Raw genomic sequence first — 16,865 nt, forward strand, 5'->3', positions numbered from 1 at the left:
TGGCCCAGAGGGCCGGAGGGGGCAGCGCGGCACAGGCCGAGTTAGCCCCCTCAGTCGCTCCGCGACAGCTCCCCCAACGGGGGAGCATCTAACGCCCCCTTGCCTATTATACGATCGTACAGCAACCTCCTCCCCTCACTCCGGGGGAGAGAACCATGGCCACGACCCAGACCCGCGACGCGGTCATCATCGGCGGGGGGCATAACGGCCTCGTCTGCGCCTTCTACCTGGCCAAGGCCGGGCTGAAGGTCACGGTCTGCGAGGCGCGCGGCGTGGTCGGCGGCGCGGCCGTCACCGAGGAATTCCACCCCGGTTTCCGCAACTCGGTGGCCAGCTATACGGTCAGCCTGCTCAATCCCAAGGTCATCGCCGACATGGGGCTGCGCGACTACGGCCTGACCTTCCTGGAACGCCCGATCTCGAACTTCCTGCCGCTGTCGGACGACAAGTACATCAAGCTGGGCGGCGGGCTGGAGCGGACCCAGGAGTCGTTCCGAAAGTTCAGCCGCCGCGACGCCGAGGTCCTGCCGGCCTACTACGCCATGCTGGACGACATCGGCGACGTGCTGCGCGACCTGGCGCAAGAGACCCCGCCGAACCTGGGCGACGGCCTGCCGGGCCTGCTGCGGGCCCTGCGCCAGGGCGGGCGCCTGGCCATGCTGTCCCGCGAGCGCAAGCGCGACTTGCTGGACCTGTTCACCAAGAGCGCCCGCGACGTACTGGACGGCTGGTTCGAGAGCGACCCGGTCAAGGCCGCCTTCGGCTTCGACGCCGTGGTCGGCAACTTCGCCAGCCCCGACACGCCCGGCTCGGCCTATGTCCTGCTGCACCACACGTTCGGTGAGGTGAACGGCAAGAAGGGCGCCTGGGGCCACGCGGTCGGCGGCATGGGCGCGATCACCCAGGCCATGGCCAAGGCGTGCGAGGCGGCCGGGGTCGAGATCCTGCTGAACGCGCCGATCGAGGGCGTCCATATCGACGGCGGAAAAGCCGTGGGCGTGCAGATCGCCGACGGCCGCCAGGTCATGGCCCCCATCGTCAGCGCCAACGTCAATCCCGCCCTGCTCTACAAGAAGCTGGTGCCACCCTCGGCCCTGACCGCCGATTTCCGCAAGGCCGTCGACGGCTACAAGAACGGCTCGGGCACCTTCCGGATGAACGTCGCCCTGTCGGAGCTGCCGGACTTCACCTGCCTACCCGGCAAGGACGTGGCCGAGCACCACCAGTCGGGGATCGTGCTCGCGCCCAGCCTGGACTACATGGACGCCGCCTATCGCGACGCCAAGGCCGGCGGCATCAGCAGCGCGCCGATCGTCGAGATCCTGATCCCCTCGACCATCGACACCTCGCTCGCTCCGCCCGGCCAGCACGTGGCCAGCCTGTTCTGCCAGCAGTTCGCGCCCACCCTGCCCAACGGCGCCTCATGGGACGACGCGCGCGAAGCCGCCGCCGACCTGATCATCGCCACGGTCGACAAGTGGGCCCCCAACTTCAAGGCCTCGGTGCTGGGCCGCACGATCCTGTCGCCGCTGGACCTGGAGCGGAAGTTCGGCCTGATCGGCGGCGACATCATGCACGGCCACATGTCGCTGGATCAGCTATGGGCCGCCCGGCCGTTCCTCGGCAACGCCAGCCACCGCGCGCCGATCAAGGGCCTCTACATGTGCGGCGCCGGCACGCACCCCGGCGGCGGGGTGTCGGGCAATCCGGGACGCAACGCGGCGCGCGAGATCCTGCGCGACAAGGACTTCGCCACGGCGGTGAAGCTGTCGGTGGTGGGGCGGTGACCGCCATCTCCAACGAAGACCCCCAGGCCGATTGGGGTCTGCCGGGCTGGATCTACGGCTCCGAGCGCTTCTTCAAGGAAGAGCAGGACAAGATCTTCCGGCCGTCGTGGCAGATCGTCTGCCATCTGAACGACATCCCCAAACCCGGGGACTTCCACACCTTCGACTTCGTCGGCGAGAGCCTGGTCGTCATGCGCGGCAAGGACGGCGGGGCGCGGGCCTTCGCCAATGTCTGCCGTCACCGGGGCGCGCGGCTGCTGGACGGGCCGGTGGGTCACTGCGGCCGGATCGTCTGCCCCTACCACGCCTGGACCTACGACCTGGAAGGCCGGCTGATCGGCGTGCCGATGCGCGACGACTATCCCGCCCTGCAGATGCACGAACAGGGCCTGGCCAAGGTCGAGACCGAGATCTGGCGCGGCTTCGTCTTCGTGCGGATCGAGGGTGAGGGCCCGTCGGTGGCGACCATGATGGCCCCTTACGAGGACGAGGTCGCCCACTACCGCTTCGAGGACCTGCAACCGTTCGGTCGCGTCACCCTGCGGCCGCGCGAGGTCAACTGGAAGAACATCAGCGACAACTATTCGGACGGCCTGCACATCCCGATCGCCCACCCGGGCCTGACCCGGCTGTTCGGCAAGGGCTATGGCGTCGAGGCCAAGACCTTTGTCGACAAGATGTGGGGCCAACTGATCGACGAGCCGTCGCGCAACCCGTCCGAGCGGCTCTATCAGGACCTGCTGCCCGACGTCCCGCACCTGCCGGACGACCGCAAGCGGTTGTGGACCTATTTCAAGCTCTGGCCGAACTTCGCTTTCGACATCTATCCCGACCAGGTGGACTTCATGCAGTTCATCCCGGTCTCGGCGACCAAGACGATGATCCGCGAGATCGCCTACGCCCTGCCGGACGAGCGGCGCGAGATGAAGGCGGCGCGCTATCTCAACTGGCGCATCAACCGCCAGGTCAATGCCGAGGACACCGAGCTGGTGGCCCGCGTGCAGCAAGGCATGGCTTCGCGCACCTTCACGGCGGGACCGCTGGCGACGAGCGAGGTGTCGCTCCGCAGCTTCGGTCGCAAGATGCGGGCGCTGGTCCCTGAAAGCCGGCTGGAGCGGCCGCCGGAGGGGTGGTGAGCACCCGCGCCGCCTTCACCCGCGAGACCGCGGACGTCCGCCGTCAAGCGCTCGTCGCCGCCGCCGAGGCTGTTCTGGCCCGTGAAGGCGTGGGCGGGACCTCGGTCCGTACGATCTGCGCCGAGGCCGGGGTCTCGCCGGGCTTGCTGCGGCACTATTTCGAAGGCGTCGACGACCTGATCGCGGCGGCCTACGAGGCCGTTTCCCAGAGGATCGACGCGGCTCTGGAAGCCGCCGTCGAGGCCGCCGGCCCGGCGCCCCGCGAAAGGCTGCTGGCCTATCTCGCCGCCAGCTTCGCGCCGCCGGTGCTGGACCCACGCCTGCTGGCCGCCTGGATTGGCTTCTGGTCACTGGTGAAGACCAAGCCGCGCATGGCCGCCATCCACGCCGCCTCCTATGCCGATTTCCGCGCCCGGCTAGAGAGCCTGCTGGCCGAAGCCGGCGCGCGCGACACCCGCTTGGCCGCCATCGCCCTGACCGCGAGCGTCGACGGGCTGTGGCTGGAGCTGTGCTTGGACCCGACGACGTTTCGACCGGATGAGGCTCGGGCGATCGTCGAGCGGACCCTGGCGGGCTGGCTGGGGTAAGAGGTCTCCCGTCCAAAACGCCCGCCTTCCTCGCCCTTGTGGCGAGGACCCATGGTTCGGCTGGGCTGGGCGACAGCCTATGGGCGCCGCCGACGATGGCGCGCTCTGTCCGGCGCCGGGCGAGCGGAACGATGGGCCCTAGGCACAAGGCCTAGGGAGGCGGGGAAATTCAGAAGCGAAGTACGGTTGGAAAGGAGCTTTAGTCGTCCTTCACCACCGTCCCGCCCTTCATGACCTTGGCGACCTTGGTCAGGACCCCGACGTCGGCCAGCGGGTCGCCCGCCACCGCGACCAGGTCGGCGAGGCAGCCCGGCGCGTCGCAGCCGACCTGGCCGGTCTTGGCCATCAGTTCGGCCGCCACGGTCGTCGCCGACTGGATCGCCTGCATCGGCGTCATGCCGTACTTGACCATGTAGGGCATCTGCCGCGCGTTCCAGCCATGCGGATAGACGCCGGCGTCGGTGCCGTAGGCGATCTTGACCCCCGCCTTCACCGCCTTGCGGAAGCCCTCGCGCTGGGCGTCGGTGGTCTCGCGGTTCTTGCGGATCATGCCGTCGGGCCAGTGATGCTCGCGGCCGTAGGTGTCGATGAAGTCGCCGTTGTAGATGTCGGCGACCAGGAAGGCGCCCTTGGCCTTCATCAGGGCGATCCCCTCGTCGTCGATCAGCGAGCCGTGCTCGATCGAGCGCACGCCGGCGCGAACGGCGACCTTGATCCCCTCTGCCCCGTGGGCGTGGGCGGTGGCGTAGGTCCCGCGCTTGGCGGCCTCCTCGACGGCTGCCCGGATCTCGGCCTCGGAGAGCTCCATCTGACCGGGCTCGGTGCCCTCGGTCAGCACCGCCCCGGTGGCGATCAGCTTGATGAAGTCGGCGCCGTGGACCAGCAGGTCGCGGACCTTGCGATGCACGTCGGCGGTGTCCTCGACCACGCCGCGCCGCATGTCGGCCGGGATGGTCACGTCGGCGGCCAGGCCGGTGATCTCCCCGCCCCCGCCGGGCGCGGTGATGTAGGCGCCGGCCACCGACATGCGCGGACCGGGCACATAGCCCAGGTCGATCGCATCGCGCAGGGCCGCGTCGCCCAGGGCCCGCCAGGTTCCGACGTCGCGGACGCTGGTGAAGCCGGCCATCAGGGTCGAGCGGGCATGGGCCGCGCCGATATAGGCCTGCTCGGCGGCGCTCCGCAGCAGGGGCTGGGTGATGTTCTCGCTCTGCTCCTCGTCGACCAGGTGGGTGTGCATGTCGATCAGGCCAGGCAGAACGGTCAGGCCGGACCAGTCGGTCACGGCCCCGTCCTTGGGCGTCCCCTGCCAGGGCGTGACCGCGACGATCTTGCCGCCCTCGATGCGGATCATCTGGTCGGTCAGCACCTTGCCGGCCTGGGGATCGACCAGCTTGCCGGCGCGGACATAGGCGACCTTGGCGGCGACCTGGGCGCTGGCGACGGCGGGCGCGAGCGCGGCCAGCAGGACGAGCGGTGCGAGCTTCACGAAGCGATCTCCGAAACGGGGCGCGCCATGCGGGCGGTCAGGAAACGGACGGGCAGACCGAGCAGCAGCAGGACCAGACCCCACAGCGTGGCCTTGGTCCCGGCGCCGTACAGGGTCCAGATCGAATAGAGCGCCGCCAGGATCGCCAGCACGGTCAGCGGCGCCGTCGCGGTCATCCGCTTCAGCTGCTGCAGGCGCAGGACCGCCAGGGCGCTGAACAGATAGGCGAACAGGTTGGCCGTGGTCGCCAGCAGGGCGATGAAGGTGAAAAGGTCGGCCATCGACTTGGCGTAGTTCATCAGCACCAGGATGGTCAGCAGGGTGCTGGACAGGATGTGGGCCCGCACCGGCGTTCCACGCTTCGACGCCTTGCCCAGCCAGGCCGGAAACACGCCGTCACGGGCCATGGCGTAGGGCATCTCGCCCTGCAGCAGCACCCAGCCGTTCAGGGCCCCGAAGGCGCTGATCGCGGCGAAGGCGGCCAAGACCAGGCCCAGGTCGCCGCCGCCGTGAAAGCCGACGAAATCGGCGAACGGGGCGTTGGAGTTCTTCAGCATCCCGACCGGCGACAGCAACACCACCGCCGAGCAGACCACCAGATAGATCAGCCCCGTGAACGCCGTGCCGTACAGGGTGGCGCGCGGGATGGTGCGGGTCGGGTCGCGAACCTTGTCGGCGGGCACGGTGGCCGACTCCAGGCCCAGCAGGGCCCACAGGGTCAGGGTGGCGGCGGCGGTGATGGCGCCGCCCGACAGCTGCGAAGGCTCGAACGGCGTGACGGCCGCCGCCCCCTTGCGCGCGAGAACAACGACGGCCAGGCCGGCGACGGCGATCAACGGCAAGAGCTTCAGGAGGGTGGCGACGATCTGCAGCCGCCCGGCCGAGCGCGAGCCCCAGCAGTTCACCGCCGTCAGCCCCCAGACCAGCGCGATGGTCAGGCCCGCGTGGAGGCCGGGAACCTTGGCGATGGCCGGGGCGAACACCGACAGATAGCTGACGCAGCCGGTCGCGATGGCCGCGTTGCCGACCCACATCGAGATCCAGTAGGCCCAGGCGACCATGAAGCCCGCGGTCGGCCCGAACGCTTCCTGCGTATAGGCCAGCGGGCCGCCAGCGCGCGGAAAGGCCTCGGCCAGCTTGGCGAAGACGAAGGCCAGGCACAGCGCTCCGCCGATCGTCACCATCCAGGCGATCACGGCGTTCCAGCCGTAGGGGGCCAGCGAGGCCGGCAGCATGAAGACGCCCGAGCCGATCATGTTGCCCACGACCAGGGCCGTGCACATCCAAACGCCCAGCGGCCTGCTCTTGGACCCGCTCATCTTTCCCCCGACGCGAAACAAAAAGGGGCGGCCCGATCGGACCGCCCCTCTACTCTTGAACTGAAGGCTAGAACTTCTTTCCGAGCCGGATCCCCAGGGTCCGGGGTTGGTTCGGAACGATGTAGTACTGGGTTCCGCAGACGCTTTCGGCGCACTCGGCGTAGCGGTTCAGGCTGGCCCGCTTGTCGAAGACGTTCTTCATGTAGAACGACAGCGACAGGCCATCCTTGTCGAACCCGGTCGAGATGTCGGTGGTCTGGTAGCCCTTCTGCTTGCCGATGATGTTGCGCTCGACGATCCGCAGGTCGGTCCAGTTGCTGGTCTGGCCCACCGTGGACGCCTGGACGTAGGCGTCCCAGTCGTCCCAGGTGAAGTCGTAGCGCACCGTCACATTGGCCTTGAACTTCGGCGTCACCGGCAGCTGGGTCCCATCAGGCGCCTGCGGCGTCGCGCAGTTGGTGATCGGATTGCCCTGGGCGTCGGTGAAGCCGCAGTAGTTGGCGCTGAGCTTGGCGTCGGTATAGGCCGCCGCCGCGTTGATCGTCAGACCGTGGACCGGAACCCAGGTCACGTCGCTTTCCACGCCCTTGATGCGGGCCTGGTTGGCGTTCTTGATCTCGGTCAGGCCGTTGGCGCCAAGGATCGAGAACTGGAAGTTGCTCCAGTCCTCCATGAACACCGCGCCGTTCCAGCGGAAGCTGTTGTCGAGCCAGGTGGTCTTCCAGCCCGCCTCGTAGTTCTTCAGGTAGTCGGCATGGTACGGCGGCAGGGTGCTGCGCCGGTTGATGCCGCCCGGCCGGAAGCCCTTCGAATAGGTGGCGTAGATCAGCCGGTCGTCGTCGACCTTGTAGGTCAGCGTCACCTTCGGCGAATTGCCGCTTTCCTTGACGCTCTTGTCCAGGTTCGTACAGGGCGAACCCGCGACCACGGCCGGCTTGAAGCAGGCCTTTTCGCCGGTCGAGCCGTAACCCGCGCCATAGCCGTAGAAGCCGACCAGGGTGTTGTGCGCCTTGAAGAACCGGATGCCGGCGGTCAGCATCAGCTTGTCGGTGATGTCGTACTCGGCCTGGCCGAACACGGCCTTGTCGCGGTCGACCCGCTGCTGCTTGGTCAGCCAGATCGTGCCCGTATAGCCCGGCACCGACAGGGTGCTGCCCAGGCCGTCGATCTTGTAGTTCTGGAAGATGCCGTGCTTCTGCTTCTGGTAGAAGCCGCCGGCCACGATGCGCAGCTTCTTGTCCTGCGGCGAAGCGATGCGGATTTCGTGGCTTTCCTTGCGGTACTTGTCCTTGCCTTGGATGTACTGCGAGGGATTGACCAGATTGCCGGCGTTGTCGGTCCAGTAGAAGCCGTAGCCGACCTGATCGTAGAAGTACGAGTAGTCGGTGTAGTCCTGGTTCGTGACGTCGTTCCGCTTCAGGTACGAACCGGAATAGGTGACGTCGAGATTGGCCACCTGGCCCTCGATCGTCATGGCCGCCTGGACCCACTTGTCCTTCGAGCTCTCGGGATAGAAGTGCGTGACCTGCAGGTCGCCGACCTGCGGATCGAAGGCGAACAGCCCGCCGACCTTCTGGACCTGGCCCATCAGCTGGGGCGTGATCACCCAGTTGTCGTCCAGCTCGATGCGCAGGGCCGCGCGGCCGCCCTGGGTGTAGACCGAGTTGTAGTCGTCGCGGACCCGGGCCTTGTTGTTGATCGTGTAGTCGTTGGTCGGATCGGTGTCGCCGCGCCGGTAGGTGCGCGTCCCCATCACATTGTCGATATAGCCGGCGTCGCGGACATCCCAGCCGACCACGCGCACGGCCATCTTGTCGGACAGCGGGATGTTGACGAAGCCCTCCAGCGAGTGGCCCGTGCCCCCGTGGTCGACCTGGTTCAGCTCCAGGTCCGCGCCGGCCGAGAAGCCGGCCGTCGAGGGCTTGTTGGTGATGATCCGCAGCGTGCCGGCCTGGGAGCTGGCGCCGTACAGCGTGCCTTGCGGACCGGCCAGGGCCTCGACCCGGGCGATGTCGTAGACGTGGATGTCCAGGGCGCCCTGGATGGTGGTGACGGGCTGCTCGTCCAGATAGACGCCGACGCTGGGCAGCGAGCCCGAGTGGTTGCCGTCGCCGCCGCTGGCCACGCCGCGCATGTAGACCTGGCCGAAGCCCGGACCGCTGGTCGTGAACGAGACGCTGGGCAGGTATTTCACATAGTCGACGAACGCGCCGACCTGCAGCTGTTCCAGCTTCTCTCCGCCGAGAGCCTGGATGCTGACCGGCACGTCCTGCAGGTTTTCACTACGCTTCTGGGCCGTGACCACCACTTCTTCCAGGGCGGTCGGCGACTGCGCCGCCTGGGCCTGGGCGTGAGCAACGCCCGTGAGCATGGATGACGCCAATAGGGCTGCGGAGTAGACCCCCGCCTTCTTCAATCGAACCGATCCCAACGACATACGTCGCTCCCCTTACGGCTTCTGGTGGAACGGATGTTCGACCCGCCCGTAAGCGTCCGGCAAGATTGGAAATTCCGGTCTGTCGCCAATTCCTGTGAGTGTTGCAGAAATGGCGAGGTTTGGAGCAGTTGGCTAAATAACGGGCGCGTTCGGATAGGCATCCAGAACAGGGCCCAATGCCTGCTTGAGCGGGTCCAGGTGCGATTCGAATTTTTGCCAGTGCTCGACCGCATCCTTGAAGATGGGACGTCGGACTTGCTCAGAACTGGCGGTGCGCACGGCGCGGTCGTTCTCGTGCGGCGACAGGCAGGCCGCTTCGAACGGCAGGCCACAGTGCTCCAGCAGGGCGCGGATCTCGGCTTCCGGATCGGCGATCATCGCCTCGTAGATCACCCGATGGACCCGGCCCGGCAGCACGGTATCGAAGTGGGCCATCAGCTCCACATAGTCGGCGTAGTAGCGGCCGATGTCGCTCAGGTCGTAGCTGAACGCCTGCCCCCGGGCGAAGTGCTGCTTGAACCCCGAGAAGCAGCAGCCCAGCGGATGGCGGCGCGCATCGATGATCTTCGCATTGGGCAGGATCAGGTGGATCAGCCCGGCATGCGCGAAGTTGTTGGGCATCTTGTCGATGAAGAATGGCCTGTCGGTTTTCCGCTGGATGCGCGTGCGCTCCAGGAACTCCTCGCCCAGCGCCTTCAGATCGTCGGCTGACAGGTCGGCCAGGGATTCCGGATAGCTGGACTCGGCGCGGGTGGCGGTCTTGCCGCCCAAGCGTCGGGCCATGACGATCAGGTCGGGCAGCTCCATCGTGCCCTCGACCATCGAGTGGCTGGCCAGGATCTGCTCGACCAGGGTCGAACCCGAGCGCGGCAGGCCGACGATGAAGATCGGGTCCGGCGCTTGCGACCCCCGCCCCGCCCGTTCAGCGAGGAAGGCCGGGGTGAACACGGCCTTGGTGCGGGCGGTGTCTGCGGCGTTTTCCTCGGGGTCGTATTCCAGCTGCGCCCGGCGGATCGCCGCGCCGGCGGCGTAGTGCTCGAACGACGCGTCCCAGAGTTCGGCGTCCTCGTGCGCCTTGCCCAGGGCGTAGCGCAGGTGCAGGCGGTCGTCGTCGGAGAGGCCTTCGGCGTCCAGCGCGGCGGTCATGGCCGCGAGGTCGGCCGGCGAGAACTTGACGGTCTTGAGGTTGGCCAGGCTCCACCAGACCTCGCCCAGGGTCGGGGCCTGGTCCAGGGCCTTGCGATAAGCCGCGACGCAGTCAGCCTGGCGGCCCACGGTCTTCAGCGCATGGCCATAGCTCATCCAGCCCTTCGGCTGGTTGGGATAATTGGCCAGCACGCGGTCATAGACGGCGATGGCGCGGTCGTATTCGCCCAACCGCGCCAGGATCGCGGCATAGAGATTGGCGTAGCCGGGATGGCGACCATCCTTGGTCGTCAGCTTCTCGATCTCGGCCAGGGCCTCGAGGTTCTTGTTCTGGCGATACAGCATGGTCGCCAGGTTGTGGCGGGCGGCGGCGAAGTTGGGGGCCAGCTCGACGCAGCGGGTCAGCAGGTTCTCGGCGTCGGCGTAGCGGCCCAGGCGCGCGCCGGTCTCGGCCAGCATCCGGATGGCGGCGACATCGCCGGCGTCGGCCTTCAACCGCTCGCGCAGCAGCCGCTCGGCCTCGCCCAGGCGATTCTCGGAGAGGGCGGTCGCCGCCTCGATCAGGATCGGGTCGCGGGTCGAGGCGCGCAGCTGGCGGGCCAGGGCCTTCTCGGCGCCGGCGCTGTCGCCCAGCAGGTCGAGGTTTTCGGAGAGGCCGCGCCAGGCTTCCGACAGGCGCGGCTCCAGGGCGCTGGCGTGGTCGAAGGCGCGAACGGCCTCGGCGGTGCGGCCCAGCTGCTCAAGGCTGAGCGCCAGCTCCAGCTGGGCTAGCGGCAGGTTCGGCAGGGCCTGGGCCAGCGGCGCGACGGTGTCGAGCGCGGCTTGCGGATCACCGGACAGGCGCAGGCCGGCGGCCAGGACGCGGGTGGTGTCGGCGTGGCGGGGCACGACTTCCAGGATCGCCCGCGCCTGTTCGGCGGCCAGCCTTGGCTGCGTCTCCAGAAGCCGCTCGGCATGTTCGAGCGCCGCGGCGAGGCTGACGGCGGGCTGGGCGGTCGTGGAGTCCATGCGGCGAGGAGAGCGGGTCACCAGCACAGGTGTCAATCGGCTGTGCGGTGCGAAATCCTCCCCCTGGCGGGGGAGGTGTCGAGCCGAAGGCGCGACGGAGGGGGAAGAGGCAGGATCAGCAAGCACTTCCCCCTCCGGTCGCTTCGCGACCACCTCCCCCGCCAGGGGGAGGATTTGGGCGCCGACGCCTACTTCCCGGTCACCGCCTTGTCGGCCTCCGCGTTCCGCTTGGCCGCCTCGCCCTGGGTGCGATCAATCGGCCCCTTCTCGAACCGCTTCTTCAGCTCCGCCAGGGTGTAGGCATTCCCCCACTCGAAGTGGCCGAACACCTTCTGGGCCTCCGGATTGTCGCCATAGCCGGTATTGGTCAGGCGCACCCGGGTCCTGGTCCCGCCGTCGATGGGCGAGAACTCGATCACGGTCACCGTCTTCTGGAACTCGCCCTTGCCCGCGAAACCCTCGGGGGCCTGGATGTTGCGGATCACCAGCAGGTGGTCGGGGATGAAGGTGACGATCTGGTTCTTGATGTTGTTCGGGTCACCGACCTTGGCCTTGGGGTCATAGCTGGCCTCGATCTGGCCGCCCGTGCGCAGGTCGACATGGGCCACGGCCACGGCCCAGCTCTTGAAACCATCCGAGGTGGCGAAGGCGTCGAACACCTGGTGCGGCGTGGCCGGAACGTCCATCGACAGCTGCAGCGCCTTCTGGCCGGCGGCGTCGACATAGGAGGTGTTCGACACGCCCGGGAAATCCTTCCAGCTGCGCGCCTGCTGCGCCTGGGCGGTCCCGGCCAGCGCAAGCAGCGCGGCGGTGGCGATCAGTGTCGATCTGAACATGGTCTATCCCTCCGGAACCCTTGAATGACCATTCAAGCCAAGCATGACTTGATCGATCGCTCAAGCAAAAAGTTGACTGATCATTCAAGCGTGCTACCCAAGGGATCATGGCCCCTTCGACCGCCCTCGACACCCGGCGACGCATCCTGCTGACGGCGATGGAGCTGTTCGCCGCCAAAGGCTACGGCTCGACCTCGGTGTCGGACATCCTCTCGCGCTCGCAGGCCAACAGCGGCAGCCTCTACCACTTCTTCCCGGGCAAGCAGGACGTGCTGGTCGGAGTGCTGGAGATGTACCGCGACGGCATCCAGCAGATGCTGCTGGACCCCGCCTGGCAGGGCGTTGAGGACCCCATCGACCGAATCTTCGCCCTGCTGGCCGCCTATCGTGGGGCCCTGCTGGAAAGCGACTGCCTGTACGGGTGTCCGATCGGCTCCCTGGCCCTGGAGCTGCACGAGCCCGACCCGCCGGTTCGCGAACTGCTGGCCGAGAACTTCAGGAATTGGACCACCGCCATCGAGGGCTGCCTGAAGGCCGCGGGCGATCGCCTGCCGCCGGGCGCGGACCTGCGCGGCTTGTCGGAGTTCATCCTGACGACGATGGAAGGCGCGGTCATGCAGGCCCGGACCCATCGCGAGATCGGCTATTTCGACCGCAGCATCGAGCAGTTGAGACAGCACATGGCGCTGCTGACCCAGCGCGTAATGGCCTAGCAAAAAACCTCGTCATCCCGGGCGGCGTAGCCGACCCGGGACCCAGGGGCAGCCGCACTGCCTTGGCCCCTGGGTCCCGGCTCTCCGCTTCGCCGCGGCCGGGATGACGAACGGGTTTTGGCTTCGGAAAAGAACTAAAGCCGATCTCTCAAAGCGTACCAACTCAGCCCCGCCACCGTCAGCGGCCAGCGCAGCAAGCGCCCGCCCGGAAACGGCGGGGTCGGCAAGCGCGAAAGCAACTCCACGCCCCCCGTTTCGCCCAGCGCGGCCTCGCCCAGCAGCCTGCCGACATAGGGCGCCAGCATCACCCCCTGCCCCGAATAGCCGGACGCCACGCGGACGCCCGGCGCGATCTCGCCGACGAAGGGTATGCGGCTCATGGTGATCCCCAGGGTTCCGCCCCAGGCATGGGTGATCGGCACGTCGGCCAGCTGGGGATAGACCTTCGAGAGGTTCTTGCGCACCAGCCCGGCGATGTCGCGCGGGAAGCCCGGCCGGTAGTTCTCGCCGCCGCCGAACAGCAACCGGCCGTCGGCGGTCTTGCGGAAATAGTTCACGACGAAGCGGCTGTCCGACACCGCCGCGTTCGAGCGAAGGATCGCGTCCGCGAGGTCGCCCAGCGGTTCGGTGACGGCGATGAAGTTGTTGATCGGCATCACCCGCGACCGCGCCGCGCCGGCCATGGCGTTGAGCGAGCCGTCGCCGGAGAGGATCAACTGATCGCAGGTGACCTGGCCGCTCCCGGTCTCGACGACGATCTTGCCGCCCTCGCGCCGCCAGGTCCGGGCGCGGGTGTTCTCGTGGATCACCGCGCCCGCCGCCAGCGCCGCTCGCGCCATGCCCAGCGCCAGGTTCAGCGGGTGGACATGGCCGCCGCCGCGATCGACCAGGCCGCCGTGATAGGCGTCGGTCCCCAGCTCGGCGGCGAGCTCGGCCTCGCCGATCAGCGCCAGCTGGTCATAGCCGTAGCGGCCCGCCATCAACTCGACATAGGCCGCGTCCTCGGCCTCGCCGCCGCGCTTGTGGCGGGCGTGGATCATGCCTGGCCGCCAGTCGCAGGGGATGGTGTCGGTCAGGGTCGTGAAGTGGGCGCGAGCGTCCTCGGCCAAGCGCCACAGGGCCAAGGCGTCGTCGTGGCCGACGGCCTTCTCCAGCCAGGCCTGGTCGCGCCGCTGGCCCGTATGGACCTGCCCGCCGTTGCGGCCGGTGGCGGCGGATCCGACGCGGCCGGCTTCCAGGACGACGACCTTGGCGCGGGATGCGAGGGCCAGAGCCGCGCCGAGGCCGGTGAAGCCCGCGCCGACGATGCAGACATCGGTCGCGGCGTCGCCGTCGAGCGGGGGCGGGTCGGGGAGGTGATGGGCCGTGGCAGCGTACCAATTCCCCTTCCCGTAAACCTCAAACATTCAGCAGCAGGAACTCCCGCTCCCACGGGCTGATGGTGCGCATGAAGGTCTCGTATTCGGCCTGTTTCACGCGGTCGTAAGCCTGGCAGAAGATCGGCCCCAGGATCTCGACCAAAGGCTCGCACGCGGCGAACAGCACCAGGGATTCCGACAGGCTGCGCGGCAGCTGGATGCCGGCGACGCTGGCGTCCGTATCGACCGGCGCGCTCGGCTTCAGTTCCTGGGTCATGCCCAGATAGCCCGCCGCCAAGGAAGCGGCGATCGCCAGGTACGGATTGGCGTCGGACGAGGGGATGCGGTTCTCCAGACGCCGGTTGGCCGGGTCCGAAGGCGGCACCCGCAGGCCGCAGGTGCGGTTGTCATAGCCCCACTGGGTGTTGACCGGCGCGCCCGAGTCCCTGGCGATGCGGCGATAGGAATTCACGTACGGCGCCAGGATGGCCATGATCGCCGGCAGATAGGTCTGCTGGCCCGCGATGAAGCCATGGAACAGCGCGGTTTCCCCGCCCTTCTTGTTCGAGAACAGGTTGGAGCCGTCCTTGTCGACGATCGACTGGTGGATATGCATGGCGCTGCCGGGCTCGGACGCCATCGGCTTGGCCATGAAGGTCGCGTAGATCTCGTGCTCCAGCGCCACCTCGCGGATGGTGCGCTTGAACATGAACACCTGGTCGGCCAGCTCCAGCGGATTGCCGTGGCGGAGGTTGATCTCCATCTGGGCCACGCCGCTTTCGTGGATCAGGGTGTCGATCTCCAGGCCCTGCCGCTCGGAGTACTCGTACATGTCCTCGAACAGCGCATCGAACTCGTTGACCGCGCTGATCGAATAGCCCTGCCGCCCGGTCTCGGGCCGACCCGACCGGCCGATCGGCGGCTTCAGCGGGTAGTCGGGGTCGGTGTTCTTGTCGACGAGGTAGAACTCGATCTCCGGCGCCACGACCGGCGCCCAGCCCTTCTCGGCATAGAGCGCCAGCACCCGCCGCAACACCTGGCGCGGCGCCTCCTCGACGGGACGGCCATCGGGGTGGAAGGCGTCGTGGATCACCTGGGCGGTCGGATCCTGGGCCCACGGCACGGCGGCCAGGGTGGCGAAGTCAGGGGTCAGGAAGATATCCGTATCGGCCTGCACCGAATTGACCGCGCCCACGAACTCCGGGAAGTCGCCGGTGATGGTCTGGTAGAACACCGCCAGGGGCAGGTTCATCGACGGCGTGCCAAGGAACTTGCGCACCGGCATGATCTTGCCGCGCGCCACCCCGGCCAGATCGGGCACCACGCACTCGATCTCCTCGATGCTTTGCCGCGCGAACCAGGCCTGAGCCTCTTCCAGCGACGAGACCCCGCGATTCAGCGTCGTCTCGCGCTTGGCCTTGTTGTGCTTGGGCTTCATGACACCACCTCCGGCTTGAGGGCGCGGAGCACGGGCTCGGCCTCGGTCAGAGACTGGCGGATGATCGCGACAAGCTTGTCGATCTCGGCGTGGGTGATGATCAGCGGCGGGCAGCAGACGATGCTGTCGCGAATGGCTCGGACCATCAGACCGTTCTGGATGCAGAGATCCCGCACGATCGGACCGGCCTCGCCCTCCTTGTCGAGGAAGCGATGATTGGTCCCCTTCTCCCGGACGATCTCGACCGCGCCGATCAGGCCCAGCGAGCGGGTCTCGCCGACCAGCGGGTGATCGTTCAGCGTCGCCAGCGCCTTGGCCAGATAGGGCCCGGTGTCGTCACGCGTGCGCTCGACCAGGCCCTCGCGCTCGATGATCTCGATGTTCTTCAGCGCCACGGCCGCCGCCGTCGGATGGCCCGAATAGGTGAAGCCGTGGATGAAATCCCCGCCCTTTTCGCGCAGCTCGGCGACGATGTGGTCGGCCACGCCGACGGCCGAGATCGGCAGGTAGCCGGACGACAGGCCCTTGGCCATGGCGATCAGGTCCGGCTTGATCCCGTAGTGCTGGTGGCCGAACCACTGGCCCAGCCGCCCGAAGCCGCAGATCACCTCGTCGCAGACCAGCAGGATTCCGTACTCGCGGCACAGGGCCTCGACCGCCGGCCAGTAGCCGTCCGGCGGGATGATCACCCCGCCCGCCCCCTGCACCGGCTCGCCGATGAAGGCCGCGACGTTCGCGGGCCCGACCTCCAGGATCTTGTCCTCGATCGCCTGGACCGCCCTCTTGCAGAAGGCGGCCGGGTCCTCGCCGAAGCCGTCGCCGAACGGATAGGGCTGCATGACGTGCTCGACCCCGGGGATCGGCAGGTCGCCCTGCACATGCATGTGCTTCATGCCGCCCAACGAGACGCCGGCCACGGTCGAGCCGTGATAGGCGTTCCAGCGGCTGATGAAGATCGTCCGCTGGGGTTGGTCCTTGAGCTTCCAGTAGTGGCGGACCAGGCGGAAGACCGTGTCGTTCGCTTCCGATCCCGACGAGTTGAAGAACACGTGGGTCAGGTGGCCACCCATCTTCTCGGCGATCTTGGCCGCCAGGGTCACGGTGGGCGGCGTCGCGGTCTTGAAGAAGGTGTTGTAGTAAGGCAGCTCCAGCATCTGCTCATAGGCGGCTTCGGCCAGCTCTGTGCGGCCGTAGCCGACATTGACGCACCACAGGCCGGCCATGCCGTCGAGGATCTGGTGGCCTTCGCCGTCATGGATGTAGACGCCGTCGGCGCGGGTGATGATCCGGCTGCCGCCCAGTTCGGCGATGACCTTGTGATCGGCCTGGGCCGGCAGATGGTGCGCCAGGTCCAGGCGCTTGAGCTCGGCGATGTCGTGGTTGCGGATCGGGACGGTCATGACGCTTTCCCTGCTTTCACTTTTTATTCCGCTCATCCCCGTGAAAGCGGGGACCAAGCGGTGTTTGGTTTATCAGCCAAATTTCTTCGTCATCCCGGCCGCAGCGCAGCGGAGAGCCGGGACCCAGGGGCGGCCGCACTGCGCTTGGCCCCTGGGTCCCGGATCGGTCCTGCGGACCGTCCGGGATGACGAGCTGAGGTGGGTTGAACTG

12 protein-coding genes and 1 pseudogene are annotated in these 16,865 nt (G+C 67.7%); 5 read left to right on the forward strand and 8 right to left on the reverse strand.

What is annotated here, in order from left to right:
- Nucleotides 1–155 precede the first annotated feature (155 nt).
- The 3 genes from AC1RRV_RS21005 to AC1RRV_RS21015 are packed head-to-tail and all read left to right on the forward strand — an operon-like array spanning nt 156 to nt 3,510.
- On the forward strand, nt 156–1,787 hold the full coding sequence (locus tag AC1RRV_RS21005) for a phytoene desaturase family protein (RefSeq protein WP_492861593.1): 1,632 nt from the start codon (nt 156–158) through the stop codon (nt 1,785–1,787).
- On the forward strand, nt 1,784–2,923 hold the full coding sequence (locus AC1RRV_RS21010) for an aromatic ring-hydroxylating oxygenase subunit alpha (RefSeq protein ID WP_492861594.1): 1,140 nt from the start codon (nt 1,784–1,786) through the stop codon (nt 2,921–2,923). Before AC1RRV_RS21005 ends, AC1RRV_RS21010 begins: the two co-directional genes overlap by 4 nt.
- On the forward strand, nt 2,920–3,510 hold the full coding sequence (locus AC1RRV_RS21015; RefSeq protein ID WP_492861595.1) for a TetR/AcrR family transcriptional regulator: 591 nt from the start codon (nt 2,920–2,922) through the stop codon (nt 3,508–3,510). The genes AC1RRV_RS21010 and AC1RRV_RS21015 overlap by 4 nt, the downstream gene beginning before the upstream one ends.
- Nucleotides 3,511–3,709: 199 nt before the next feature.
- Here the strand turns inward: AC1RRV_RS21015 and AC1RRV_RS21020 are convergent, their stop codons facing one another.
- The 5 genes from AC1RRV_RS21020 to AC1RRV_RS21040 all read right to left on the reverse strand — a co-directional run bounded on the left by AC1RRV_RS21020 (nt 3,710) and on the right by AC1RRV_RS21040 (nt 11,745).
- A complete protein-coding gene (locus AC1RRV_RS21020; RefSeq protein ID WP_492861596.1) occupies nt 3,710–4,999 on the reverse strand; it encodes a Xaa-Pro dipeptidase in 1,290 nt (429 codons plus the stop codon).
- The gene (locus tag AC1RRV_RS21025) at nt 4,996–6,318 is read right to left on the reverse strand and encodes an amino acid permease (RefSeq protein ID WP_492861597.1); all 1,323 of its coding nucleotides are present in this window, start codon (nt 6,316–6,318) and stop codon (nt 4,996–4,998) included. The genes AC1RRV_RS21020 and AC1RRV_RS21025 overlap by 4 nt, the downstream gene beginning before the upstream one ends.
- 67 nt (nt 6,319–6,385) lie before the next feature.
- Nucleotides 6,386–8,755, reverse strand: a complete 2,370-nt coding sequence (locus AC1RRV_RS21030; protein WP_492861598.1) for a TonB-dependent receptor — start codon at nt 8,753–8,755, stop codon at nt 6,386–6,388.
- A 132-nt stretch (nt 8,756–8,887) separates the two neighbouring features.
- The gene (locus tag AC1RRV_RS21035; RefSeq protein ID WP_492861682.1) at nt 8,888–10,909 is read right to left on the reverse strand and encodes a tetratricopeptide repeat-containing sulfotransferase family protein; all 2,022 of its coding nucleotides are present in this window, start codon (nt 10,907–10,909) and stop codon (nt 8,888–8,890) included.
- Nucleotides 10,910–11,097: 188 nt separating this feature from the next.
- Entirely contained in the window at nt 11,098–11,745 is a 648-nt protein-coding gene (locus AC1RRV_RS21040) for an SRPBCC family protein (RefSeq protein WP_492861599.1), read from the reverse strand.
- Nucleotides 11,746–11,852: 107 nt separating this feature from the next.
- Here AC1RRV_RS21040 and AC1RRV_RS21045 point away from each other — a divergent pair, with 107 nt between their 5' ends.
- Complete coding sequence (locus tag AC1RRV_RS21045) at nt 11,853–12,458, forward strand: TetR/AcrR family transcriptional regulator (protein ID WP_492861600.1); 606 nt, start codon at nt 11,853–11,855, stop codon at nt 12,456–12,458.
- Between the two features lie 134 nt (nt 12,459–12,592).
- On the opposite strand, the gene AC1RRV_RS21050 is transcribed toward AC1RRV_RS21045, so the two are convergent.
- The 3 genes from AC1RRV_RS21050 to AC1RRV_RS21060 are packed head-to-tail and all read right to left on the reverse strand — an operon-like array spanning nt 12,593 to nt 16,654.
- Complete coding sequence (locus AC1RRV_RS21050) at nt 12,593–13,864, reverse strand: NAD(P)/FAD-dependent oxidoreductase (protein WP_492861601.1); 1,272 nt, start codon at nt 13,862–13,864, stop codon at nt 12,593–12,595.
- Complete coding sequence (locus tag AC1RRV_RS21055; protein ID WP_492861602.1) at nt 13,857–15,254, reverse strand: glutamine synthetase family protein; 1,398 nt, start codon at nt 15,252–15,254, stop codon at nt 13,857–13,859. Before AC1RRV_RS21055 ends, AC1RRV_RS21050 begins: the two co-directional genes overlap by 8 nt.
- The gene (locus tag AC1RRV_RS21060) at nt 15,251–16,654 is read right to left on the reverse strand and encodes an aspartate aminotransferase family protein (RefSeq protein ID WP_492861603.1); all 1,404 of its coding nucleotides are present in this window, start codon (nt 16,652–16,654) and stop codon (nt 15,251–15,253) included. Before AC1RRV_RS21060 ends, AC1RRV_RS21055 begins: the two co-directional genes overlap by 4 nt.
- A gap of 90 nt (nt 16,655–16,744) precedes the next feature.
- On the opposite strand from AC1RRV_RS21060, the pseudogene AC1RRV_RS21065 reads away from it, so the two are divergent.
- Nucleotides 16,745–16,856: pseudogene (locus tag AC1RRV_RS21065) on the forward strand (hypothetical protein); the annotation flags it as partial.
- Nucleotides 16,857–16,865 lie beyond the last annotated feature (9 nt).

It is taken from the genome of Caulobacter sp. GW821-FHT11E10 (assembly GCF_058808375.1).